This window comes from Actinomadura chokoriensis, from assembly GCF_041463665.1.
GTDB classification, from domain to species: Bacteria; Actinomycetota; Actinomycetes; order Streptosporangiales; family Streptosporangiaceae; genus Spirillospora; species Spirillospora chokoriensis_A.
Map to the genome: position 1 here is coordinate 39,371 of NZ_JAXCEJ010000035.1, position 14,874 is coordinate 54,244.

General features: G+C 71.4%; 13 protein-coding genes. 12 read left to right on the forward strand and 1 reads right to left on the reverse strand.

Features of this window, described 5'->3' with window-relative positions; translation table 11 throughout:
- Positions 1–3: 3 nt before the first annotated feature.
- From SM418_RS35035 to SM418_RS35090, 12 genes are all read left to right on the forward strand, one after another.
- Positions 4–678, forward strand: a complete 675-nt coding sequence (locus SM418_RS35035) for a DALR anticodon-binding domain-containing protein (RefSeq protein WP_371945882.1) — start codon at positions 4–6, stop codon at positions 676–678.
- Positions 675–2,066, forward strand: a complete 1,392-nt coding sequence (lysA, locus tag SM418_RS35040; RefSeq protein ID WP_371945883.1) for a diaminopimelate decarboxylase — start codon at positions 675–677, stop codon at positions 2,064–2,066. The genes SM418_RS35035 and lysA overlap by 4 nt, the downstream gene beginning before the upstream one ends.
- Positions 2,063–3,367 carry a homoserine dehydrogenase gene (locus SM418_RS35045; RefSeq protein WP_371945884.1) on the forward strand — a complete coding sequence of 435 codons (1,305 nt, stop codon included), beginning with the start codon at positions 2,063–2,065 and terminating at the stop codon, positions 3,365–3,367. Before lysA ends, SM418_RS35045 begins: the two co-directional genes overlap by 4 nt.
- Before the next feature lie 82 nt (positions 3,368–3,449).
- Positions 3,450–4,517, forward strand: a complete 1,068-nt coding sequence (thrC, locus tag SM418_RS35050; RefSeq protein ID WP_371945885.1) for a threonine synthase — start codon at positions 3,450–3,452, stop codon at positions 4,515–4,517.
- A 38-nt stretch (positions 4,518–4,555) separates the two neighbouring features.
- Complete coding sequence (thrB, locus tag SM418_RS35055; protein WP_371945886.1) at positions 4,556–5,476, forward strand: homoserine kinase; 921 nt, start codon at positions 4,556–4,558, stop codon at positions 5,474–5,476.
- 456 nt (positions 5,477–5,932) lie between these two features.
- A complete protein-coding gene (gene rho / locus SM418_RS35060) occupies positions 5,933–7,975 on the forward strand; it encodes a transcription termination factor Rho (protein WP_371945887.1) in 2,043 nt (680 codons plus the stop codon).
- Positions 7,976–8,227: 252 nt separating this feature from the next.
- On the forward strand, positions 8,228–9,610 hold the full coding sequence (locus SM418_RS35065) for a sensor histidine kinase (RefSeq protein ID WP_371945888.1): 1,383 nt from the start codon (positions 8,228–8,230) through the stop codon (positions 9,608–9,610).
- Positions 9,611–9,684: 74 nt separating this feature from the next.
- On the forward strand, positions 9,685–10,338 hold the full coding sequence (locus tag SM418_RS35070; protein WP_371945889.1) for a response regulator transcription factor: 654 nt from the start codon (positions 9,685–9,687) through the stop codon (positions 10,336–10,338).
- Positions 10,339–10,533: 195 nt separating this feature from the next.
- Positions 10,534–10,749 (forward strand): 50S ribosomal protein L31, encoded by a 216-nt coding sequence (rpmE, locus tag SM418_RS35075; protein ID WP_371945890.1) that lies wholly within the window; start codon positions 10,534–10,536, stop codon positions 10,747–10,749.
- 117 nt (positions 10,750–10,866) lie between these two features.
- The gene (prfA, locus tag SM418_RS35080; RefSeq protein ID WP_371945891.1) at positions 10,867–11,931 is read left to right on the forward strand and encodes a peptide chain release factor 1; all 1,065 of its coding nucleotides are present in this window, start codon (positions 10,867–10,869) and stop codon (positions 11,929–11,931) included.
- Between the two features lie 110 nt (positions 11,932–12,041).
- On the forward strand, positions 12,042–12,902 hold the full coding sequence (gene prmC, locus SM418_RS35085; protein ID WP_371945892.1) for a peptide chain release factor N(5)-glutamine methyltransferase: 861 nt from the start codon (positions 12,042–12,044) through the stop codon (positions 12,900–12,902).
- Positions 12,903–13,048: 146 nt separating this feature from the next.
- Positions 13,049–14,017, forward strand: coding sequence for an L-threonylcarbamoyladenylate synthase (locus tag SM418_RS35090; protein ID WP_371945893.1), 969 nt, complete (start codon positions 13,049–13,051; stop codon positions 14,015–14,017).
- A 330-nt stretch (positions 14,018–14,347) separates the two neighbouring features.
- On the opposite strand, the gene SM418_RS35095 is transcribed toward SM418_RS35090, so the two are convergent.
- Positions 14,348–14,779, reverse strand: a complete 432-nt coding sequence (locus tag SM418_RS35095) for a hypothetical protein (RefSeq protein WP_371945894.1) — start codon at positions 14,777–14,779, stop codon at positions 14,348–14,350.
- Between the last annotated feature and the right edge of the window lie 95 nt (positions 14,780–14,874).

Consider the following 14,874-nt stretch of genomic DNA (forward strand, 5'->3'; position numbering starts at 1 on the left):
GGTGTGGGCGACGCCCTTGTGCGCGCGGTGCGGGACGCCGTGGCCGAGGGGGAGATCGACGTCGCCGTGCCGGGGAGCGTCGTCGTCTTCGGGCGGGGCCACGGGGTTTTCGAGAGTCCGGTGGCGTTGAGGCTCGGGGTCGATCCGCGGGTGATCGCGCGGCGGGTCGGGGGTGTGGTGGCTTCCGGGTTCGTCAGGGTCGTGCTGACGGCGGAGGAGATGGTGGACGGGATCCTGCGCGATCCGGGTTACGGGACGGCGCGGGTCCCGGGGGGTATGTGGGGCGAGTGGCCCCGGACGTTCGAGAATCCTGGGTTTGCTGTGCGTTACGCCTATGCGCGGGCTTGTTGGGTGGGCCGGTGGGCGCGTGGGCTGGGGATAGAGGCCGGGCCGCTCAGGGCGGGGAGCCTGGAGTCTGAGCTTGTGTGGGCGTTGGGGGACGTGCCGGGGCGGGCCGAGCAGGCGGAGCGGGAACGGGATGCCAGGCCGCTGATGTTCTGTTTGGAGAAGGTGGCCGGGGCGTACCACGACGTGCACGAGCGCTGTCCCGCCGTGCCGAAGGGCGATGAGGAGCCCGGGGCGGTGCATGCGGGACGGGTTGGTTTGGCGCGGGCGGTGAAAGTCGTCCTCGGCAACGGGCTGAACATGATCGGTGAAATTCCTAGAGAGCGGATATGAGTCGAGTACATCCTGCTGGTCCGCGGCACGCTGACGTCCTGCCCGAGGACCACCCCGCCGGGCCGGCGGAGGATCTGAACGCGCTGGAGCCTGCCGTGTGGCCGCGCAGCGCCCGGCGGGACGAGGGCGTCCTGACGGTCGGCGGCGTCGACGTCAGGGACCTGGCCAAGGAGTACGGGACGCCTCTGTACGTCTATGACGAGGAGGACGTGCGGAGCCGGGCCAGGGAGTACGCGGCGGCCTTCCATGACGGGGACGTCCATTACGCGGGCAAGGCGTTCCTGTGTACGGCGGTGGCTCGGTGGCTCAACGAGGAGGGGCTCGGGCTGGACGTGTGCAGCGGGGGTGAGCTTGCCATCGCTCTGGCGGCAGGATTCCCTACCGAGCGCATCACCATGCACGGCAGTAACAAGGCCACGTGGGAGCTGGAGAAGGCTCTTGAGGTCGGCGTCGGACGGGTCGTCCTCGATTCGTTCGAGGAGATAGCGCGTCTGGGGTACCTCGCCCAGGAGATGGGTGTCCGGCCCAAGGTGATGGTGCGCGTGACCACGGGTGTTGAGGCGCACACCCATGAGTTCATCGCGACCGCTCACGACGACCAGAAGTTCGGGTTCTCCAGGAGTTCGGGTGCGGCTCTGGAGGCCGTCCGGAGGGTTCTGGAGCTCAAGCAGCTCGAACTGGTGGGGCTGCACAGCCACATCGGGTCGCAGATCTTCGACGTGGACGGGTTCGAGGTCGCCGCGCACCGGCTGGCCGAGCTTCTGGTGGCGATCCGTGACGAGCACGGGCTGGAGCTTCCGGAGCTCGACCTGGGGGGCGGTTACGGGATCGCGTATCTGCCGGGGGAGGAGCCGCACGACCCCAAGTCGATCGCGGACGGGCTCCGGGACATCGTGGCCCACGAGTGCAGGGCGTACGACCTCGCGATGCCGCGGCTGACCGTGGAGCCGGGACGGGCGATCATCGGTCCGGGCGGCGTGACGCTGTACGAGGTCGGCACGGTGAAGGACGTCGAGGGCCTGCGGACGTACGTGTCGGTGGACGGCGGCATGAGCGACAACCTGCGCACGGCGCTGTACGGCGCCGAGTACACCGGCGCGCTCGCGAGCAGGTCGTCCGACGCTCCGCCCATGCTCAGTAGGCTTGTCGGCAAGCACTGTGAAAGCGGCGACATTGTGGTGCGGGATCTGTGGTTCCCCGAAGATATTGCGGCGGGTGACCTGGTGGCGGTGGCGGCGACCGGTGCGTACTGTCGGTCGATGGCCAGCAACTACAACTTCGTCCCGAAGCCCGCCGTGGTGGCGGTGCGGGACGGCAGGTCGCGCGTGATCGTCCGCCGGGAGAGCCCCGAGGACCTGCTGCGGCTCGATGCGGAGGTCGAAGCGTGAAACCCGGACTGCGCGTGGCGCTGCTCGGATGCGGCGTGGTCGGCACGGAGGTCGTCCGGCTGCTGAACGAGCAGGCGGACGATCTGGCCGCGCGTGTGGGGACGCCGCTGGAACTGGCGGGGATCGCCGTCCGCAGGCCGGACCGGGTGCGCGAGGGCGTCCCGGGGGAGCTGCTGACGACGGACGCGCAGGCCCTGGTGACCAGGGACGACGTCGACATCGTCATCGAGGTCATCGGCGGTATCGAGCCGGCGCGGTCGCTCATGCTGGAGGCGATGAAGTCCGGCAAGTCGGTCATCACCGCCAACAAGGCGCTGCTGGCCGAGGACGGCGACACGCTGTTCGCGGCGGCCCGCGAGTACGGCGCCGACCTGTACTACGAGGCGTCCGTCGCGGGCGCGATACCGCTGCTGCGCCCGCTCAGGGACTCGCTCGTCGGCGACCACGTGCACCGGGTGCTCGGCATAGTGAACGGCACCACGAACTACATCCTCGACCAGATGGACACGCACGGCGCCGGGTTCAACGACGCGCTGGAAGAGGCGCAGACGCTCGGCTACGCGGAGGCCGATCCAACCGCCGATGTGGAGGGTTTCGACGCGGCGGCCAAAGCGGCGATCCTGGCGCAGCTCGCCTTCCACACGCCCGTCACGGCCGCGGACGTCCATCGTGAGGGCATCACGGACGTGAGTGCCGCCGATGTAGCGGGCGCCAAGGGCATGAATTGCGTCGTCAAGCTCCTCGCCATCTGCGAGCGCGTTCCCTCCGACGACGGACGGAACGGCCGTGGCGTGTCCGTCCGCGTGTACCCGGCGATGATTCCGAGGTCGCACCCGCTGGCGAGCGTCCGCGAGGCGTACAACGCGGTGTTCGTGGAGGCCGAGTCGGCCGGATCGCTGATGTTCTATGGCGCGGGTGCCGGTGGCGCGCCGACGGCGTCCGCGATCCTGGGCGACCTGGTCGCGGTCGCGCGAAACGTGGCCGGCGGTACACCAGGCCCTGTCGAGGTCACCTACGCGAAGCTTCCCGTCCTGCCGATGGGCGAGACGATCACGCGCTACTACATCCAGGTGGACGTGACCGACGAGGCGGGCGTCCTCGCCACGGTCGCCGAAGAGTTCGCCCGGCATGGCGTGTCGATACAGGCCGTCCGGCAGGTCGGTCTAGGCGAGGAGGCGCAGCTCGTCGTCGTGACGCACCGCGCGCCGGACGCCGCGCTGACCGCGACGGTGGAGGGCCTGCGCAGGCTGGAGATCGTCCGGGCGGTGGCGAGCGTGATGCGCGTCGAGGGCGAGGAGTGAGACGCCCCCACCGGGCAGCGAAACGGCGCGGCCGACCCCGGTAGACTCCGGGCAACATCCCAGGTCATTCAGGGAGACCGACGTGAACCCGAACGCCCGCGCGTGGCGTGGCCTCATCGAGGAGTACCGCGACCGGCTTCCGGTGACGGACAAGACACCGGTCGTCACGCTCCTGGAGGGCGGCACCCCCCTCGTGCCCGCCCACCGGCTGTCCCAGCTGACCGGCTGCGAGGTGTTCCTCAAGGTCGAGGGCGCCAACCCGACCGGTTCGTTCAAGGACCGCGGCATGACGATGGCGATCAGCAAGGCCGCCGAGGACGGCGCGAAGGCGGTGATCTGCGCCTCCACCGGCAACACCTCGGCGTCCGCCGCCGCGTACGCGGTACGGGCCGGGATGACCTGCGCGGTCCTCGTCCCCAACGGCAAGATCGCGATGGGCAAGCTGGCGCAGGCGCTGGTGCACGGCGCCCGGCTCCTGCAGGTGGACGGCAACTTCGACGACTGCCTCGAACTGGCGCGCAAACTGTCGGTCGACTACCCGGTAGCGCTGGTCAACTCCGTCAACAAGTACCGGCTGCAGGGCCAGAAGACGGCCGCGTTCGAGATCGTGGACGCGCTCGGCGACGCCCCCGACGTCCACTGCCTGCCCGTCGGAAACGCCGGCAACATCTCCGCGTACTGGATGGGCTACAAGGAGTACGCCGCCGACAAGGAGGCGTCCAGGACCCCGCGCATGCTGGGCTTCCAGGCCAGCGGCGCGGCGCCGTTCGTGAAGGGCGAGCCCGTCCTCAAGCCGCAGACCATCGCGACCGCGATCCGCATCGGCAACCCCGCGTCCTGGGACCTCGCCATCGCCGCGCGGGACGAGTCCGGCGGCGCGATCGACTCGGTCACCGACCGGCTGATCCTCGCCGCCTACCGCCTCCTCGCCAGGGAGGAGGGCGTCTTCGTCGAGCCCGCGTCCGCGGCGAGCGTCGCGGGCCTGCTCCAGGCGAGCGAGCAGGGCGTCGTCAAGCCCGGCGCGAGGGTCGTCTGCACGGTCACGGGCAACGGCCTCAAGGACCCCGACTGGGCCATATCCGGTGCCCCCGCGCCGACCACCATCAAGGTGGACGCGCACTCCGCCGCGTCCGAGCTCGGCCTCACCTAGACGTGGCGCCGACAAGACCCGCCTGGACCGAAGGCCCGGTGCTGGTGCGGACCCCCGCGACCAGCGCCAACCTGGGTCCCGGCTTCGACTCGCTCGGCCTCGCGCTCACCCTCCACGACGACGTCGAGGTCGAGGTGACCGGCGGCGGGGTGTCCATCGAGGTGGACGGCGAGGGCACCGAGGTCGCCGACCGGGGCGAGCGCCATCTCATCGTGAAGGTGCTGCGCCGCACGTTCGACGTCCTCGATGACCTGGCCGGATCCGGCCCTGCCCGGCCGCCCGGCATACGGCTGCGCTGCCGCAACCGCATCCCGCACAGCCGCGGGCTCGGCTCGTCGTCCGCCGCGATCGTCGCCGGGATCGTCGCGGCCCGCGCGCTGCATCCGGCCGGGAAGCTGCTCGACGACGCGGCGGCGCTGCGCCTCGCCACCGAGATCGAGGGGCATCCCGACAACGTCGCGCCATGCCTCGCCGGCGGCCTCACCGTCGCCTGGACGACGCCGGCGGGCCCGCGCCTGGTCCGGCTGGAGTCGCAGGTGGTGCGGGTCGTCGCGGTCGTCCCCGAGCAGCGGCTGGCGACCGAGCGGGCGCGCGGGCTGCTGCCCGCGACCGTCCCGCACGCGGACGCCGCCGCCAACGCCGGACGTGCCGCGCTGCTCATCGCGGCGCTCACCACGGACCGGGCCGAGGACGTCCTGCTGGACGCGACCGAGGACCGCCTCCACCAGGACTACCGCGCGCCCGCCATGCCCGATTCCGCCGCCCTGGTCAAGACGCTGCGGGACGCGGGCGTGCCGGCCGTGATTTCCGGGGCGGGACCGACTGTCCTGGCCTTCACAAACGCATCGCGAGTTGATTCAGTGGTTCCCGAAGTGGGTAAAGGGTGGCACATACACCCGCTGGACGTCGCGACCCGCGGCGCACGCGTCATGACCGGAGAATCCGAGGCCCGGGCCTGATCGCGGCGCTACGGGAGGGGCTCTCGCGCCGCTCCGGCCGGTGCCGGTCCCGGCCCGATCCCGCTAGGTAAAATGCGAAGACATCGACCTCTGGGGAATAGCAGTGCGCCCTGGTGATGTTAGGCTTAATGCCGCACCAGATGCCCCGTTCGGGGCAGCGTGCTCGTCAGCCGCGCGTCGCCTGTTCGACCCTCCGGTCGTGACGGTCCCGCGTACCAGGCTCCCCGACACCGTGACATCCCGTTGTCAGGCATTCCAGCGCAACAACTTCGGACGTGACGGTACCGGGGACACGCACGAGCGGAACGTCCCGTCCACCATCTGGCTGTGCCCAGAACACGCAGATCCCGGTTCCATCGTGATCAGCGGAGCCCGTTCCGGCGCCCCCGCCGGGCCGCAATACCGGGTCGACTGGCCGAACGCCGGCCAACGCCCGCTCCCTGGGAAGGACCCTTAGTGAGCGAATCCAGCGAACTCCTTACGGACGCATCAAGCACGGGAACCGTGTCCGACGCCGCTCCGGTCGGCGCGGAGCCCGCCACCCCCCGGCGCCGCCGGTCGGGCACCGGCCTGTCGGCCATGGTGCTGCCCGAGCTCAAGGCGCTCGCGTCCAGCCTCGGCATCACCGGCGTGACCGGGATGCGCAAGAGCCAGCTCATCGCCGCCATCCAGGAGAAGCAGGGCGGCGGCCAGGGGCAGGGCTCGGCGGGGGGCGAGCAGGGAGCCGCTGCTCCGGCGAAGACCGAGCGTCCCCGGCGGACCCGCACCGCGGGCGCCAAGCGCGAGGTCTCCGACGACCAGGTCACCATCGCCGACGCCGCTCCGGCCGCCGAGCAGGCCGCCCCGTCCGACAAGCAGGCCGAGAAGCCGGCCGACACCGCGGACAAGAGCGCTGAGAAGCCGGCCGACAAGCCGGAGAAGGCCGAGCGAGCGGACCGGCAGGGCGGCCGCCAGCGCGGTGACAGGCAGGACCGGGGGGCCGGCGAGGGACGCGGCGAGCGGCAGGGCCGTGAGCAGGGCCGTGAGCAGAACGCCGAGGACGGCGAGTCCCAGGGCGGCCGCGACGGGCGCGAGGGCCGTGAGGGCGGCGGACGCCAGCGGCAGCGCGGCGGCCGGGAGCGCGGCGAGGGCCGCGACCGCGGCGACCGCGGCGACCGCGGCGAGCGCGGTGACCGCGGCGAGCGGGGCGACCGCGGCGACCAGGGCGGCGGCGGTGGCCGGCAGCGCGGGCAGAGCCAGGGCGGCGGCGGCCAGCACGACGATGACGACGGCAGCGGCCGGGGTCGGCGCGGGCGCCGGTTCCGCGAGCGCAACCGGGGCCGCGGCGGCCGCGAGCGCTACGAGGAGCCGGTGATCACCGAGGACGACGTCCTCATCCCGGTCGCGGGCATCCTCGACATCCTCGACAACTACGCCTTCGTCCGGACGACCGGCTACCTGCCCGGCCCGAACGACGTGTACGTGTCGCTGGCGCAGGTCCGCAAGAACGGGCTCCGCAAGGGCGACGTCATCACCGGCGCCGTCCGGCAGGCGCGCGAGGGCGAGCGGCGCGAGAAGTTCAACGCGCTGGTCCGCCTCGACACCGTCAACGGGATGGAGCCGGAGCAGGCCAAGGGCCGCGTCGACTTCAGCAAGCTGACGCCGCTGTACCCGCAGGAGCGGCTGCGGCTGGAGTCCGACCCCGGCATCCTGACGACGCGGATCATCGACCTCGTGTCGCCGATCGGCAAGGGCCAGCGCGGCCTGATCGTGTCGCCGCCGAAGGCCGGCAAGACGATGGTGCTCCAGGCGATCGCCAACGCGATCACCAAGAACAACCCGGAGTGCCACCTGATGGTCGTCCTGGTGGACGAGCGTCCGGAAGAGGTCACCGACATGCAGCGGACGGTGAAGGGCGAGGTCATCCACTCGACCTTCGACCGTCCCGCCGAGGACCACACCACGGTCGCGGAGCTGGCGATCGAGCGGGCCAAGCGGCTCGTCGAGCTGGGCCACGACGTCGTCGTGCTGCTCGACTCGATCACCCGCCTGGGCCGGGCCTACAACCTGGCGGCGCCGGCGTCCGGCCGGATCCTGTCCGGTGGTGTCGACTCGACCGCGCTGTACCCGCCGAAGCGGTTCTTCGGCGCGGCGCGCAACATCGAGAACGGCGGCTCGCTGACGATCCTCGCCACCGCGCTGGTGGAGACCGGGTCCCGCATGGACGAGGTCATCTTCGAGGAGTTCAAGGGCACCGGCAACATGGAGCTGAAGCTCAACCGGAGCCTGGCCGACAAGCGGATCTTCCCGGCGGTGGACGTCGACCAGTCGTCCACCCGCAAGGAGGAGATCCTCATGGCTCCGGAGGAGCTGCGGGTCGTCTGGCAGCTGCGCCGGGTGCTGCACGCGCTCGACACGCAGCAGGCGCTGGAACTCCTCATCGAGAAGATGAAGGAGACCAAGTCCAACGCCGAGTTCCTGCTCCAGGTGCAGAAGACCACGGTCTCCGACGACCGCTGAAGCACCACCCGCTGAAGCACGACACAGCTGAAGCACGACCGCTACGAGCAGGACAGCTACAGCAAGAGCACGATTACAGCAGGAGCACGATGCGCACGCCCCCGTCCGGGTGACCGGGCGGGGGCGTCGCGCGTCCGGCGGGGCCAATGGTGGGGTTAGCCCCACCTCCGATCCGGCGGAGCGCGTCATGTCCGCCCGTTCTCCGGCCAGGCACGCTTGGACCGTAGGTTGGGAACGGGCACGGAGGGCGATGTGGGCGAGCTGAGCAGAGAACCCGGTGGCGGCGGCGCCGTGGGACGGGCCGCGACGCGGTGGGCCGCGGCGACGAGCGGCGGCGGGGGCGCGGCATCGGTCCTGAACGGCTCCTGGCATCCGGTGGCGATGGCGCGGTCGTCGCTGACCTGGCGTTCGGCGCTCTACCTCGGTGTCGGCGCCGCGTTCGGGCTCGCCGGGTTCGTCGTGCTGGTCGTCGGCCTGGCGCTGTCCGCCGGGCTCATGGTCATCTGGATCGGGGTGCCGCTGCTGGCGCTGCTGATGGTCGCGTGGCGGTTCGGGGCGAAGCTGCAGCGACGGTTCGTCCGGCTCGCGTTCGGCGTCCGCGTCCCGGACCCGTACCGTCCGCTGAAGGCGGGCTTCAACCCGCTGGCCAAGTTCAAGGGCATGGCGACCGACCCGGCCACCTGGAAGGACCTCGCTTACCTTCTCCTGCTGTTCCCGGTGACGGTGGTCGAGTTCGTCGTGTCGGTGGCGGTCTGGGGCGCGACGGTCAACACGCTGTTCCTGCCGGTGATCGTCGCTGGGGCCGGCGGCACCGAGATCAATGTCGGGTTCGTGTCGTACTGGGCGGGCAGCCCGCTGGAGGCCGTCCCGGTGATGGGCCTGGGGCTGGTGTTCCTCTGCCTGGCGATGTACGTGACGCGGGCGATGGCGATCGGGCACACCGTGTTCACGGCGCTGCTGCTCGGCGCGAGCCCCGCGCACGCCGAGAACCTCGAGCTGCGCAGGCGCACCGAGCATCTGCGGGCCAGCCGCGCCCGCGGGGTGGACGCCGCCGAGTTCGAGCGCCGCCGCATCGAGCGCGACCTGCACGACGGGGCGCAGCAGCGGCTGCTGGCCGTGGCGATGGACATCGGCCGCGCCCGCGCCAAGCTCGACGAGGACCCGGAGGGCGCGCGGGCGCTGATCGAGCAGGCCCACGCCGGCACCAAGGAGGCCATCTCCGAGCTGCGCGACCTGGCCCGCGGGATCTACCCGGCGATCCTCACCGACCGCGGCCTGGACCCGGCGCTGTCGGGCCTCGCCGGCCGCGCCCCGGTGCCCGTCGAGGTGGAGGTCGACCTGCCGGAGCGTCCGCCGGCGGCCGTCGAGAGCATCGCCTACTTCATCGTCGCCGAGTCGCTGGCGAACGTCGCGAAGTACGCCCGCGCGACTCAGGTGTCGGTCCGGGTGGCCCGCGAGGACCGCTGGGTGGTCGTCGAGGTGATCGACAACGGCGTCGGCGGCGCGGTCGCCCGGCACGGGGGCGGCCTGTCCGGCCTCGCCGACCGGGCCGCGACGATCGACGGGATGCTCATCGTGGACAGCCCGCCCGGCGGCCCCACCATCGTCCGCGCGGACCTCCCCTGCACTTGGTGATCGATGACTCGTGGCCCGGCTCGCGAACCCGCGAGCCGGGCCGTGAGCCGGGCGGCAGGCCCGATAATGGCGGGATGCGGGTTGTGATCGCCGAAGACTCGGTGCTGCTGCGGGAAGGGCTCGTCCGGCTGCTCGACGACGCCGGGATCGAGACGGTGGCGACCGTGGGGGACGGGCCTGGGCTGCTCGGCATCGTCGAGGAGCACGCCCCCGACCTCGCGATCGTGGACGTCCGGATGCCGCCGTCGTTCACCGACGAGGGGCTCCGCGCGGCCATCGCGGTGAGGGAACGGCGTCCGGGCACGCCGATCCTCGTCCTGTCGCAGTACGTGGAGGAGCGGTACGCGACGGACCTGATCGGCGGCGGCGCGGAGGGCGTCGGCTACCTGCTGAAGGAGCGGGTGTCGGACGTCGCCGAGTTCATCGACGCGGTCCGCCGCATCGCGGCCGGCGGGACGGTGATCGACCCGGAGGTGATCGGCCAGCTGCTCGGCCGGCGCCGCACCGGCGACCCGCTGGAGTCGCTGACCCCGCGCGAGCGCGAGGTGCTCGGGCTGATGGCACAGGGACGCTCCAACGGCGCGATCGCCGGGGACCTCGTCGTCACCGAGGGCGCCGTGGAGAAGCACATCTCGAACATCTTCATGAAGCTGGACCTGCAGCCCGCGCAGGGCGGTCACCGCAGGGTGATGGCGGTGCTGGCCTACCTGGGCCACGCCGGCGGGTGACGCCGGGGCGACGGCCGGGTGACGGCCCGCGGCGGCGTCCAAGATCGGGAATGACCGGTGACCTCGCCACGTTCAGGTATCTGGCACACTTGAGGTGCAACCGCTGCGGTACCGGTTCACGCTTCCCACATCTCCCATGGGTCTCCCCATGGCCGCGTGGGGGCGCCCGGCGACCGCTTGAGGCGAGGAGAACCCATGAAGCCCGACATTCACCCGGACTACGTCGTCACGACCGTGACGTGTACGTGCGGCAACACCTTCGAGACCCGCAGCACCGCCGAGAACGGCGTGATCCACGCGGACGTCTGCTCGAACTGCCACCCGTTCTACACGGGCAAGCAGAAGATCCTCGACACCGGTGGCCGGGTGGCGCGCTTCGAGCAGCGCTTCGGCAAGAAGGCCGGCAAGTAGGACGAGCGCCGCACACATACCAGGAACGGCCCGGGGACGCTCCAGGTCCCCGGGCCTTTCGAAATCGGCAACCGGGGACGGCCGCCGTCTCCGGGCCGGAACGGGTCAGGACACAGCGTGAATCTCGACGATCTGATCAGCGAATACGCGGGCATCGAGGAACGGCTCGCCGACCCGTCCGTCCATGCCGACCCGGTCCTGGCGCGCAGGCTCGGCAAGCGCTACGCCGAGCTGCGGCCGATCGTCGAGACGCGGCGGGAACTGGCGTCCACGCACGGCGACCTGGCGACCGCGCGCGAGCTCGCCGGTGAGGACGCGGCGTTCGCCGCCGAGGCCGAGGATCTGGAGAGGCGCCGCGAGGACCTCGAGGAGCGGCTGCGCCGGCTGCTCGTCCCGCGCGACCCGAGCGACTCCAAGGACGTCATCCTGCAGGTGAAGGCGGGGGAGGGCGGCGAGGAGTCCGCGCTCTTCGCCGGCGACCTGCTGCGGATGTACCTGCGGTACGCCGAGCGCGCCGGCTGGAAGACCGAGATCATCGACGCGCATCCGTCCGACCTCGGCGGCTACAAGGACGTCACCGTCGCGGTGAAGGCCAAGGGCTCCGCCGAAGAGGGTGTCTGGACGCGGCTGAAGTACGAGGGCGGCGTCCACCGCGTGCAGCGGGTGCCCGCGACCGAGTCGCAGGGGCGCATCCACACCAGCGCGGTCGGTGTGCTGGTGACGCCCGAGGCCGAGGACGTCGACGTCCAGGTCGACCCGAACGACCTGCGCATCGACGTGTACCGGTCGTCCGGGCCGGGCGGGCAGAGCGTCAACACGACCGACTCCGCGGTCCGCATCACGCACCTGCCGACCGGTGTCGTCGTCTCCTGCCAGAACGAGAAGAGCCAGCTGCAGAACAAGGAGCAGGCGCTGCGCATCCTGCGGTCGCGGCTGCTGGCGATGGCGCAGGAGGAGGCCGACGCCGCCGCGGCGGCCGAACGGCGGAGCCAGGTCCGCACCGTGGACCGGTCCGAGCGGGTGCGCACCTACAACTATCCGGAGAACCGGATCTCCGACCACCGCGTCGGCTACAAGGCCTACAACCTCGACCAGGTGCTGGACGGGGACCTCCACAACGTCACGCAGGCGCTGGTCGACGCCGACATGGAACGCCGCCTGGCCGATGCCCAAAAATCATGAGCGCAGCGAACCCGGGGGGTGTGGGGGGTCGTCCCCCCGCGAAGGGGAGCAGTCATGAGCGCGGCGAACCCGGGGAGTCCGGGGGGCCGTCCCCCGCGGAAGGCAGGATCATGAACCTGCTGCTCGACGAGATCGCCAGGGCCACCGCCCGCCTCGCCGACGCGGGCGCCGCCTCGCCCCGCGCCGACGCCGAGGAGCTCGCGGCGGCCGTGCACGGGGTGCGGCGCTCGGAGCTGCACGGCGTCCCCGACAGCGCGTTCGACGCCCGGTTCTGGGAGTTCGTCGCGCGCCGCGAGGCCGGGGAGCCGCTGCAGCACATCACCGGCCGCGCGTATTTCCGCTACCTGGAGCTGAAGGTCGGGCCCGGCGTGTTCGTCCCGCGCCCGGAGACCGAGGTGATGGTGGGCTGGGCGCTGGAGACGCTCCGCGACATGGACGTCCGCGACCCGCTCGTCGTCGACCTCGGCACCGGCTCGGCCGCGATCGCGCTGTCCATCGCCCTGGAAGCCCCGCGCGCCCGCGTCCACGCCGTCGAGAAGGACCCGACCGCGTTCGTGCACGCGACCCGCAACATCGAGGAGCTGGACGAGCGGGGCCGCGTCCGGCCCCATCTGGACGACTTCGCGACCGCGCTGCCCGAGCTGGACGGCACCGTCGACCTGGTCGTCAGCAACCCGCCCTACATCCCGATGAGCGAGTGGGAGTACGTGCCGCCGGACGTCCGCGACCACGACCCGGCGGACGCGCTGTGGGGCGGCGGAGACGACGGCCTGGACGCGATCCGCGTCGTGGAGCGCACCGCCCGCCGGCTGCTGCGTCCCGGCGGGTACGTCGCCGTCGAGCACAGCGACCTGCAGGGGAACGGCGTCTACTGGACCTTCGCCGAGGAGAACGGCTGGCGCGACGTCCGCAACCGCCGCGACCTCACCAACCGGGACCGCTTCGTCACCGCCCGCCTCGCCGCGGATTGACGGCGCCCGCGGCGGGGCGCGAGACCGTCCGGGGGCGTCCGGCTCGCGGTGGGCGCCGCTATCCTGGTCGGTGCCATAGAGGGACGAGCGCTGCGCAGATGGGAAGACGGGCGACCGTGAGCCGACGTTATGACTGCTCTGAGCCGATGGAGCGTACGCGCGGGATCGCCGAGGCCGTGTCGGCCGTGCGGCGCGGCGAGCTGATCGTCCTGCCGACCGACACCGTCTACGGGGTGGGCGCGGACGCGTTCACGCCGCCCGCCGTGAACGCGCTGCTGGAGGCGAAGGGACGCGGCCGGGAGATGCCCCCGCCGGTCCTGGTCGGGTCCGTGCGGGCCGCCGCGGCCCTGGTGGACGACCTCGGCACCTACGGCCAGGACCTCATCGACGAGTTCTGGCCGGGCGCGCTGACGCTGGTGTGCCGCGCGAACCCGAACCTGATCTGGGACCTCGGCGAGACCAAGGGGACCGTCGCCGTCAGGATGCCGATGCACGAGCTGGCGGTGGAGGTCCTGAAGGAGACCGGCCCGCTGGCCGTCAGCAGCGCGAACCTGACCGGCCGGGCGGCCGCCCGGGACGCCGGCGAGGCCGCGGAGATGCTCGGCGAGTCGGTCTCGGTCTACCTGGACGGTGGCGCGTCGGGTCACGCGGACCCGTCGACGATCCTCGACCTGACCGGCCCCGTCCCGCGCCTGCTCCGTGCCGGCGCCATCCCCGAGGACAAGATCCGCTCCATCGTGGGCGTCCTCCTCACCGACGAGGACGAGCCAGACAAGCCAGACGAGTTGGACGCGTCCGCAGAGGCCGCCTCCGACGCGGAGTCCACGAAGCCTTCTCTCACCAAGGGCGAGACCGCGGAAGCGCGGGACGTGCCCGCAGAGCCCGCCTCCGACGCGCAGCCGGCGCAGCCTTCCCTCACCAAGGGCGAGGTCACGGAAGTGCGGGACGCGCCTGCTGAGGCGCCTGCTGACACGGAGTCCACGAAGCCTTCCCTGACCAAGGGCGAGGCTGCGGAAGCGCCGGACGAGCCCGCTGAGCCCGCTGCCGACGCCGCCGAGCCCGCCGCCAAGCCGTCCCTGGCGAAGAACGAGCCGACCACCGACCGGGAGCCCTGAGCCCGGTCACGGCCCGGTCGCTTCTCGTCCCCGGTTTTTCCAGCGCGGCGAGCGGTGGGCGAACTATTGGTCCGATATGGCGACGGCCATTTGTGTTCAGGTCGTATCCGTGGCGTCCCGGAAGCGCGATTTGGAGAGCCCTGGAAGTGCGGCTGCCGACCCTCGGACGCGCCGGGCCGAAACTGCGGGCGGGCGCCTCGAACCAGTAGCTGATCAGCGGATATACCCGACGGCCAGTTCGGGAAGGCGTTTTCCGAAACGGCCGGAGAATAGCGCAAAGGCCCCGCCGGGCCGGGCGGGGCCTGTGTTCGTCAGGCTGAACTGCGTGGCTTAGAAGAGCTTCTTGCCCTTGCCGTAGTAGTACTTGCCGGTCGACTTGCTCCGGCCGCACTCCTGCACCCACAGGTGGCTGCTGTAGCTGGAGCTCACGCTGATCGAGACGGTCGCCTTGCCGTCGTAGTTGTACTTCGTGCCGCCGGACGTGACGCCGACGATCTTGAAGCGCGACCAGTAGCGCTGGGTGCCCTCGGTGAACAGGAACCGGACGCAGGCGGTCCAGCCGTTCTTCTTGGTGTCGCGGAGGTAGCCCTTCACGTAGGTCTTGCCGCCGCTGCGGGAGTAGGTGCCCCAGGCGTCGATGTAGCTGTAGGAGTTGTAGGGCTTCCAGCTCGTGGCGGCGGCCGCCTCGGCGGGGGCGCCCACGGCGGCCATGCCGGCCATCAGGGTGCCGGCGGTCAGGGCTACTGCAGCGATTCGCCGCATAGGTCCCTCCAGGCTTGTTTTTTGGGGAGTTAGCAGCCGATAACTTAGCAGTGTCCGCATGGTCGCCTTTATGGCGGGCTTACGGTCTGGCCGGG